Annotated in this window: 9 protein-coding genes and 1 pseudogene; 5 read left to right on the forward strand and 5 right to left on the reverse strand. The window is 33.7% G+C overall.

From position 1 onward, the window contains the following. Positions 1–224: 224 nt before the first annotated feature. From ACK4M9_RS21535 to ACK4M9_RS21545, 3 genes are all read right to left on the reverse strand, one after another. Positions 225–1,166: an AbiTii domain-containing protein gene (locus ACK4M9_RS21535; RefSeq protein WP_409854834.1), complete on the reverse strand. Its 942-nt coding sequence runs from the start codon at positions 1,164–1,166 to the stop codon at positions 225–227. Positions 1,167–1,446: 280 nt separating this feature from the next. Then, the gene (locus ACK4M9_RS21540) at positions 1,447–2,274 is read right to left on the reverse strand and encodes a hypothetical protein (protein WP_409854835.1); all 828 of its coding nucleotides are present in this window, start codon (positions 2,272–2,274) and stop codon (positions 1,447–1,449) included. Then, complete coding sequence (locus ACK4M9_RS21545; RefSeq protein ID WP_409854836.1) at positions 2,275–2,721, reverse strand: hypothetical protein; 447 nt, start codon at positions 2,719–2,721, stop codon at positions 2,275–2,277. It abuts the gene before it with no gap. A gap of 671 nt (positions 2,722–3,392) precedes the next feature. Between ACK4M9_RS21545 and ACK4M9_RS21550 the strand changes: the two genes are divergently transcribed. After that, positions 3,393–3,959 (forward strand): recombinase family protein, encoded by a 567-nt coding sequence (locus ACK4M9_RS21550; protein WP_409854837.1) that lies wholly within the window; start codon positions 3,393–3,395, stop codon positions 3,957–3,959. A gap of 72 nt (positions 3,960–4,031) precedes the next feature. On the opposite strand, the gene ACK4M9_RS21555 is transcribed toward ACK4M9_RS21550, so the two are convergent. After that, positions 4,032–4,358 (reverse strand): AAA family ATPase, encoded by a 327-nt coding sequence (locus tag ACK4M9_RS21555; protein WP_409854838.1) that lies wholly within the window; start codon positions 4,356–4,358, stop codon positions 4,032–4,034. Positions 4,359–4,625: 267 nt separating this feature from the next. On the opposite strand from ACK4M9_RS21555, the gene ACK4M9_RS21560 reads away from it, so the two are divergent. The 3 genes and pseudogenes from ACK4M9_RS21560 to ACK4M9_RS21570 form a co-directional block, all read left to right on the forward strand. Next, positions 4,626–5,252, forward strand: a complete 627-nt coding sequence (locus tag ACK4M9_RS21560) for a hypothetical protein (protein WP_409854839.1) — start codon at positions 4,626–4,628, stop codon at positions 5,250–5,252. A 168-nt stretch (positions 5,253–5,420) separates the two neighbouring features. Further along, positions 5,421–6,800 carry a hypothetical protein gene (locus ACK4M9_RS21565; protein ID WP_409854840.1) on the forward strand — a complete coding sequence of 460 codons (1,380 nt, stop codon included), beginning with the start codon at positions 5,421–5,423 and terminating at the stop codon, positions 6,798–6,800. Positions 6,801–6,956: 156 nt separating this feature from the next. Then, positions 6,957–7,073 (forward strand): annotated as a pseudogene (locus ACK4M9_RS21570) (iron-sulfur cluster assembly accessory protein); the annotation flags it as partial. A 39-nt stretch (positions 7,074–7,112) separates the two neighbouring features. On the opposite strand, the gene ACK4M9_RS21575 reads toward ACK4M9_RS21570, so the two are convergent. Beyond that, positions 7,113–8,123, reverse strand: coding sequence for an NAD(P)/FAD-dependent oxidoreductase (locus tag ACK4M9_RS21575; RefSeq protein WP_409854841.1), 1,011 nt, complete (start codon positions 8,121–8,123; stop codon positions 7,113–7,115). A gap of 554 nt (positions 8,124–8,677) precedes the next feature. On the opposite strand from ACK4M9_RS21575, the gene ACK4M9_RS21580 reads away from it, so the two are divergent. After that, a partial coding sequence (locus ACK4M9_RS21580; protein WP_409854842.1) for an NAD(P)/FAD-dependent oxidoreductase occupies positions 8,678–9,595 on the forward strand: 918 nt, incomplete at its 3' end.

Raw genomic sequence — 9,595 nt, forward strand, 5'->3', positions numbered from 1 at the left:
TTTTGGGAGTGTTGGCTCTCCCAAAACTTCCATTCTCCTCCATTAATGGGAGGTGAATTATATGAAGTGGCTCACTTTTGAAGTGATCACAATGGCTCAAATTAATATTGACAAAAACAATTTTGGCGACACTCTGTTCCCAATGATTTTTATTGTGAGAAAAGAGCGATAATTTCAAACCCTTACCTATTTGTATGAAGAAGGAAATGTCCAATCTCATGCCTTTATTCTTCCGTTTGCCTGCTATTATTTAAAGTTAATACCTCACCTAGTAATAAATAAGTATTTAAAAACAAGGATTTAGCCTCATTTGCCTCAACCTCTGAATGCACACCAGAGGAAACTCTCTCATATAAATTAGAAAGATTCTGCCTTATTTTCTTTTTCCTTGATTTACTATCACAATTAAAATGAACGTATACATTTATTCTATTTTGGATTTTATCAGCTTTTAAAGAAAGTGTGTTCCCATCAATTTCAATGTTTTCCTCACTAGGAGTGAAAATATTATTTGCAAAAGAATCAATGATTCTTCTACAAGTTGTAAGAGCCTGACTAATCGACTCAGAATCTCCATCTGATAAACGGTCTATAACAGATGGTATTTGTTGAATGACATCTCCGCATTTATCAGCAATTAATTGGTCTACGTCATTTTTGTATGAATCAAAAATACTTTCTGCTAAGGAATCAAATACCTTTTCATAATAAACATTTGTAACAAAATCATGCAGCAGAGCTAAAACCCTGCTTCTTATTCCTCCTAATGTAGTTATTTTAGCTGAGGTGTTTTGCATTGATTGTATTACATTAGTAACTGCTAAATTGGCATAGTCACCACTTGAACTTGGAATACTCATTGTTTTAAGCTGTAATTTAGCTGCCTCTAAAGCCGACTCATGTTGTGCTAATGAACCCCAGTATCCTGTTCCTTTTTCACGATTTATCCATCTACCTGTTTTGCTCATATATTTTTTTCCTATCTCATTATTTTTATATCCACTTAATTCCATAAAAAGCCATGTCTTAATTTCCTTTGAACCTACAAATCTTGCTAATCTACTGGCTTTTAATATAAGCTGCTCTCCACTAAGACGACTCAGTTCAATATCATCTAATAATTCCTGAGATAGTTCTAGGATATGTTTACTTTTACTTTGCTCCATGTGTAATCCCTCATTTCTTATGCTTTGTAGAACTCGCTTCCCTGCCGAAATCCTTGGTATTAATACAGGTATGAAATACTAATAGTGATTATTTTTTGACATATTTTGCACCTGCTATTACAACAGCAGCATTTTCCTGTAAACTTGTACTAAAGAGTCTCTTACATTTTGAGAGTGAGAAAACACCACGATGTCATGAGTTAAATAAACCCTTTAATCAACTGAAAAAACAAACCCGTATAGATATAATTCGTCAAGCCCATACATGGAGACTTGTCCATTAATAGAAGGACATGTTACTGAATGCTTGAACAACTTTATCGATTTGAGTAGCTAAATAGGAAGCATCATCTACAACAGGTCTTATTTTGCTTAATGACTCCCTTGCTCTACGGATAACAGATGGTTTTGGTTGGTTTCCAGCTTCAATACAATTTGTCGCTTCTTCAACAAAATCAATAGCATCTTCTTTATCAGCAGTATTTTCAATTTGAGCATCTTTCAAAGCGGCAATGAGTTCCTTAGCAAGTGATAAAAGTTCTTCATTGCTATTTGGGCTGTTATTTTGTTGGTTAGCTTGAATGTTACCTGTTTCTGTAAAGTTTAGTTGTCCTACATTTCCTTGAATTAAAATTTTTGCATTTGGTTTTTCGTCAATACCCAATTCAATCGCCTTCTCTTCTAAATAATCTGTAATGTGATTGACCAAAAGTTTTACTACTTCCCTGTTAAATTCACGGATACTATCAGTAATCTTTGCACCGCTGTACATTGCATATGCCCGTGAAACAGTATCATATCTGTCAAAGTTCTCCGTTGTATATTTTAAAAGTTGATAAATAAAGGCTATTTCCTCATCGACTTTAATTGGGATGTCAAATTTATCATGATATTCCTTTGCCTGTATTATTTCCTTCATATCAAACTCTAGAATGTTGTTTTTACCGATAAAGTCGGATAGAATTGGCTCACTATCTATATACATAATAAATCTTGTTGCTAACCTCGTTGCTTCATATGTATCTTGTGCATTAAGCAAATCCCCTGCAACTCTTCTGAATTGCCTAGATATTAATTTGAATTCTTTCCCATCAATGATTTTCTCCAATTAATTCACCCCACAATATGGACAAAACGGCTTTATTGTCTTAGACAATAGTGAGAGTTTTGCCTTTCTATTACAACATATGAACTCGATTTGGTCTAAGTCGTCATTCTCATACAATGCCATTGGTTGTTTAATAGGTAAACGCTTGTCTCTTTTAAAAGTTAAATTTTTATTCTTCCTTGCAGTTCTTTCTAACCCTTTAAACATATCATTCAACATATCCATCGCCTCGTTCATAACAAGGGTCTCTGCATGCTCTATTATATCAGCGGTGTAGTAACTAGAGATAGGGCTTGGAATCCCGCAATTTGGACAAAATAACTCAATAACATCGTCTTCTTGAACTTCGTTGGTTTTTAATTTGAAATCTTCACCACATAACGAACACTTAAAAGAATTAAAACCCTCGATATCGCATTGTTTATATATCACAAAATTCTTTCTCATTTTAAACCTCCATATTTTTCCTTTATATTAATTATAAACCATAAGAAGAATTAGAGCATCTGCATTTGGGACTCTTTATGTTACTATTAGTGTCAATTAATATCCTAAAAGCGGAAGCATAATGAGACTAATAGGATAAACATGCTCGCAGTTGTACAGAATTGCTCATGGTGGAGTTTTAACTTGTACCTTTCTTACTAATCCTCCTCTTCTTTACTTAACGGTAAGCTTCAGTGTAGTGAATCTGGAGGCATTATGTAAGCCTCATGTGGAGATAGTGTGTTAGATTAGTAGGTTTGATACAGATACCACTCTCATCCACAAACTAGGATTCGGTAATTCATCGATACGACTCAAATAATAGATATGTTTTAGTGCAGTAAAATGACAAAATGTGTAGTAATAAACGGTTGTATTGCGAAACGATAACCGATAACAGAGTCGTATCCTATTAAGTTATATCAAAAGAGAAGATATCTCTTGTTTATTATGTTGTTTTCGATAAGCTGTATGTAAATGTAGAGCTTGCCTTAAGTTTGCAAATAATAAGCACTACCTTTGTGTAAATTTGTAATGTGAATTCTTATTAATTTACAAAACGTAAATAAAGTTATAGATTTTAATTTTACGTTATGCTATCTTTAATTCATCAGATTTGTATGGAAGGACAGATGAATATGAACATAGCGTATATAAGAGTATCAACAGTTGAACAGAACGAAGCAAGACAAACCGAGGTAATGAAGCAGTACAAAATAGATAAAGTGTATCAAGAAAAAGTCTCAGCTAAGAATACAAATAGACCAAAGCTACAAGAGATGTTAGACTTTGCAAGAGAAGGAGATACAATCTATGTTGCAGACTTTTCGAGATTAGCACGCTCCACAAAAGACCTGTTAGAACTAGTCGAACTGTTAGAAGCAAAAGGAGTTCAACTAGTATCAATTAAAGAGAGTATTGATACCTCTACAGCAACAGGCAGACTTATGTTAAAGATGATTAGTGCTATTAATGATTTTGAACGTGAAAATATGCTTGAAAGGCAACGTGAAGGTATTGCGATAGCTAAAGCAGAAGGAAAATACAAAGGACGGAAAGAAGTATCAATACAGAACTTCGATAAGCATTATCAAAGATATATGAATAGAGAAGTATCTAAGTCTCAGCTCGCAAAGGAATTAGAGGTATCTAGACCGACTTTAGACAAGTTAATCAAGGAGCATCAACTAGTAAGTTAAGGGACTCCCTAAGGGGTCTCTTTCTTTATGTCGATTATGGATGGGGGCGTATTTTCCACACTTTCACTGGATTTATAGTTGAGATACACCCCATGCACCCACATCCACACTATACAGATTATTGTTCGAAACCTTTATCTGCTGAAATAAGAGGATAGTAAGTTTCATTTTAGAGATGATGAAAGGGAACATATCAATAGTAGGTGTATTAGATGTATCTGTTTCTGGAAGAAATAACTTTAATGCCTCGAGTAGAGAAGATTTTCCTATGTTGTTCTCTCCTATAATTGTAATAAAGTCTGATGCTCCTTCCCCATCCACTCTTGGGAAAGTAACTGTACATGGTTCATTGTGACCAATGTTCTTGAAATTTTTAATTGTGAACTCTTTTATCCTCATTTTTCTATCCTCCATATTTCCTAAAGAGGATATTTCGACAAAAATTACCATATACCTGCAGGGATTTCCAATTTTATTTTTTTTGCTCTTTTTTTTGAAACGGCTTAATTGTTAAGGGATAAATAGAAGAATGATATAGTTAGGTATTACTAGTTATTGGTATAATGATAGTATCTACTTTAATTGAAGATGAGCCATACAGTTCGGGGAATAATTACTCAAAAAATATATTATTAGAAATTGTTTAAAAAACAAGGAGAGTGTTTTATGTCTGGAACTTTAGAAATTAATGATATTAATTTGGAAGATTTAGGGGAAGTGAAACTTAAAATTTATCAAGAGTACCTTAAGGGGAAATTGGAAATATTGTTTCCTAATACCGCTGTTAGAACAGAGTGGGATGCAATGAGAGATGAAAGAGCATTAAATATTTACTCTCCAAGAGTAGACGTTGCAGTTGGACCTTTTGCAACTCATCAAAGGCACGAGTTGGACTACAACGACATGTTTAGTGTAAACAGAATCCGTGATTTTGTTGAACGCTTAATTACTTACAACCGAGATAATTTGTATCGTTATGGGGATTTTGTAGAAGCAGGTACTTGTGAAAACATTATATATCAAAACTTAAATGCAAGGTGTTTTATGGCAATAGAAATTGAGAACAAAGTAAGTCGGAAACACTTAATGGGTGGTGCAATTAATGCATCTGCTCTTGGAAGATTGGGGGTAGTAATTCCTTGGACCGACGATAAGTTGAAAGCTTTTGTTAGACTAGTTCGTTACTTGCATTATCTAAAAGAAGCAGATAAAAATACGTTTAATACTACAAATTTGTTAATCGTAACAAAGGAACAATTTCACACTGCATTGTCTGATGTAATAAGGGTGTAATCTGTACCATTTGATATTCACTTAAGTTGTAAAAGAATATGAGTATCAGTTTGGAGGAAAAATTAAGCTTTTTATAATTTCCTTTGAAACCTTTCTTACCTGCAGTAGTATAGTGTCTATTTCCACATTTTTTGATGGAGTGGATTAAAACATTTAAGGAGTTATGGTATGTACAAGAATGAAATACAAAAGAACCCATTTGATAGAGGGATACCCTCTGAAAACAATCCAATTGTAATAGTAGTTCATACAGAATATTTAAGTGAGCATTATGAACAATTATCTAAATCTGTAAGGAAACTTGTTGACATTTCTAAGCTTCCTTTTGTTTCCTTGTTATTTTTACCTGTGAGAGAAGCGAATAATCATTTAATAGCATTATTCCAAAAGGAAAACATTGAATTCAGTTCATATATAGATACAAAGTATGCTCAAGAAAAAGTTGCACTGAAGTATAACGGGAAAGAAAAAGGGATTTTAAATGGCAATTTAGCAAAGTGGGGAGCAGTGTATGTTGGAGAAAGTAAAGTTAGAGTATTGGATTCACAAGCAATAGCACACATTAATCCAGATTACTTTGTAATGAGTAAGGATGATGAGTTTTATGAAAGAAACAGTATAAATGCTAAAAAGATAACTATTAACGAACTTTTACAGGAACTACGAATACTTTTAGTTTATTACGGTATTTTTTATGACCGTCCTAATAGTAGAATTTATGGTGAAGAGCCATATTACTCATATAGAGTCAGTATTAATTTTCCACAACTTATTGAATCAAGTATCAAATGGGATTTAATTTCAAATGAAGAAATTTCAATTCATCCCTCGAATTTTGGCAGTTTACATCAAAGGTTGTATTTAATATCCAAGGCATTAGATAAGATAGATTTTCATTCACTAAAAAACCCAAACAATGATACATTGGATGAATGTCTTTATCATCTAGGTTATATGATTATGTTGGTAACAGGTGCGTTTGATGGAATAGCTTGGATTATTAAAGACTTTTACAAATTTGAAATAAATCCCCAGAAAATTTCTATTCAAGTTCCATTGAAGAAAAAAAATACTGATTTTATAAAGAAGTTATCTGTGTTCAATCCTAAACTGTATGCCTTTTTATTAGATGAGGTAACCCAGAAAAAAATCAATATTATTTACCAAATTAGGCACTCTTTACAACATAGAACTTTTATTCAAGGAATGGGTTATTCTACATCCGAAAAGAAATTACCAAATTTATTATTTTTGCCGCATGAGTCACCAGACCTTTTTGAAAGTTTAAGTATAAAAGAATCTAATTTCTGGGGGTTTAAATCAAAAATTAATGAAGGAAAATTATTTGATTTACGTACATTTGCACACAGAATTTTTGAAGTTACCAGTGAACTTGTGAACGATTCTCTATCATTAATAAATTGGGAGTTATCTCTTGGGTCACTAACAGGTGAAGAGACAAAAAAGTTGGAAGAAAAATTAGAGGATTTAAAAAAAATCAAGACTTTTAATTATAGTGTAGGAAAAGAATCAATATATTTTAATTAGTCATAGGTAGGGTGCGGCTATTACTTGAAATGTGTAAAGGATTTGGGTATTCTTAGGTTAACGACATTAACAATCGTGAAGGCTTACAATTAACAACCCTTATTGCAATTCATAATCCCCAAAAACACTTAAAAGCGTTGATATAACAACATTCTCAAACAAAACATGATGGGCGGCGGCTTTACCATCGATAATCCGAATGCCATTGCAACATGTGGTTGTGGATCTTCATTTAAAACGAAGGATAATCAAGGTACACCTGAAGAGTGTTAAACATAAGAAAAAGGCTAAGCATTTGCTTAGCCTTTTTCTTTATTGTGGAAATAAACTTGAACTATGGGCATGAGCTTTTGCTGTTTCAGGGTCAATGTAATTCTTTGCACTGTTAACTGCAGTAGGTGCTTCCCCAAAACCAGCTGCAATTAGCTTCATTTTCCCGTCATAAGTTGCGATATCACCAGAAGCGTAAATGCCAGGTACGTTTGTTTCCATCTTTGAATTAACTACGATGCAATTTTTCTCAATTTCAAGTCCCCAATTTTTGATTGGTCCTAATGCTGAGATAAATCCGAAGTTAACAATAACTGAATCAACATCTATAGTTTCCGAATTGTCACCACGAACTTCACTAATTGTAACTTTATTAATTTTCTCATCGTCACCGAAAAGTTCAGAGATTGTATAAGGTGTACGGACTTTGATTTTCTCGGAGTTCGTAAGTAACTCGACACTGTGTTCGTGAGCCCTGAATTGATTACGGCGGTGAATAATTGTCACTTCTTCAGCAATATCTGCAAGCATTAGCGCCCAGTCAACCGCAGAATCGCCACCACCACTTATTAAAACCTTTTCACCAGCAAAAATATTCAAGTCGTTTACGAAATAGTGAAGATTTTTACCTTCATAATTTTTAGCGCCTTCGTTTTCTAGACGACGTGGTTGAAATGCGCCAACACCAGCTGTTATAATAATTGTCTTGGAGTAATGGACACCTTTATTAGTCGTTAATTGAAAAACATTTTCGCCGTCTTTATCTACTTTATCAACTGTTTCAACAGTCTGGTCTAAGACGACAGTAGGACTAAATTGATCTGCTTGTTCTATTAAGCTATCGACAAGTTCTTGAGCACGAACTTTAGGAAATCCGGCAACATCGTATATGTACTTTTCAGGATATAATGCCGAAAGTTGTCCCCCTAATTGTGGCATTGCCTCAATTATTTTCACTTTTGCTTGTCTCATGCCAGCATAAAAAGCCGTGAAAATACCGACAGGTCCACCACCGATAATGGTAATATCGTATACGTTTGTATCTTGAACCAAGACTAGCACCCCCCCATAAAAATTTTTTATTGATATAGTACATATCATATTATAAAGGTAAAGTGTTGCAAAGGAAAGGTATAATAGATAATTAGCTATACAAATCGAAAAATTCTAAATATAAACAATTTGACGCTAGTGTTTATAGCTTGTTACTAAAACACAAAAAAATACTCGCCTAAATATAGCAGTTCAACCAAATGGTTTACCTTATTTATACAGTTGTAACTATTTAAATATATTAATATAAAAAAAAGTGGAAATAAATCAGCTAAAACTGTTGATTTTTTTTGTCAAAGGACATATTATAGTATCAAGAAGGAAATGTGAACTTTCTTTGACAATTTTTAACGGCAGGTATAGAAAAATAGAACTTTGGAATAGAGATTTTTTTTCGCTCAAGTAAGTGAAGGAAATCACAAAGTCACTTTGTGATAGATAGTGAAATAGATCACAATCCTTATGGTAAAAACCTCTTGCTTATGTTTAGTAGAACAGGGGAAAATAACATTACCTAGCCCCATACGTAAAATTTAAAAATGGAGTGATTAACAATGAAGAAAAAACCGAGAATTTTAATTTTAGGTGCGGGTTACGGTGGGATGATGACTGCTTCCAGATTATCTAAACAACTCGGATATAACGATGCAGAAATAACTTTAGTTAATAAGCACAATTACCATTACCAAACAACGTGGTTACACGAACCAGCAGCGGGAACTTTGCATCATGACCGTACAAGAATGAGAATCGACAGTGTCATTGATACAAATAAAGTTAAGTTCATAAAAGACGTTGTTGTTGAGATTAAAACGGCTGAAAAACAGGTTGTTTTAGAAGGTGGAGTGATCGATTACGATTACTTAGTCATCGGCTTAGGTTCTGAACCAGAAACTTTCGGAATTCCTGGTGTAGAAGAAAATGCCTTTGCTATCCGCAGTGTAAATTCTGTCCGTCAAATACGTGAACATATTGAATATATGTTTGCTTCATATAATAACTCTGAAATTAAACATGAAGAGTATTTAACATTTATTGTAGCTGGTGCAGGGTTTACTGGGATTGAGTTTGTTGGGGAACTAACAGAGCGAATTCCTGAATTATGTAAAGAATATGATATTGATCGGAAAAAGGTTCGTATTCTTAGCGTAGAAGCGGCGCCAACAGCTTTACCTGGCTTTGATCCAGAACTTGTTGATTACGCAATGAGCTTATTAGAAAGCCGTGGTGTTGAATTTAAAATTAGCACTCCAATTAAAGAAGTAACGAAAGACGGAGTTATCCTTGCAACTGGTGATGAAATTAAGTCTAAAACAATTGTATGGACTACTGGTGTTCGTGGAAGTTCAATTTTAGATAAATCTGGCTTTGAAACAATGCGTGGAAGAATTAAAGTTGATCCTGATTTAAGAGCACCTGGTCTTAACGATGTATTTATCATCGGTGATTGCGCGCTTATTATTAATGAAGAG

Source organism: Anaerobacillus sp. (assembly GCF_046314235.1).
In the GTDB taxonomy this organism is placed as follows: Bacteria; Bacillota; Bacilli; order Bacillales; family Anaerobacillaceae; genus Anaerobacillus.

Bases quoted from the DNA above. Each gene is read 5' to 3' on its own strand.
- ACK4M9_RS21535 (WP_409854834.1), bottom strand. From the start codon at position 1,166: ATGGAGCAAAGTAAAAGTAAACATATCCTAGAACTATCTCAGGAATTA.
- ACK4M9_RS21545 (WP_409854836.1), bottom strand. From the start codon at position 2,721: ATGAGAAAGAATTTTGTGATATATAAACAATGCGATATCGAGGGTTTT.
- ACK4M9_RS21550 (WP_409854837.1), top strand. From the start codon at position 3,393: ATGAATATGAACATAGCGTATATAAGAGTATCAACAGTTGAACAGAAC.
- ACK4M9_RS21555 (WP_409854838.1), bottom strand. From the start codon at position 4,358: ATGAGGATAAAAGAGTTCACAATTAAAAATTTCAAGAACATTGGTCAC.
- ACK4M9_RS21560 (WP_409854839.1), top strand. From the start codon at position 4,626: ATGTCTGGAACTTTAGAAATTAATGATATTAATTTGGAAGATTTAGGG.
- ACK4M9_RS21565 (WP_409854840.1), top strand. From the start codon at position 5,421: ATGTACAAGAATGAAATACAAAAGAACCCATTTGATAGAGGGATACCC.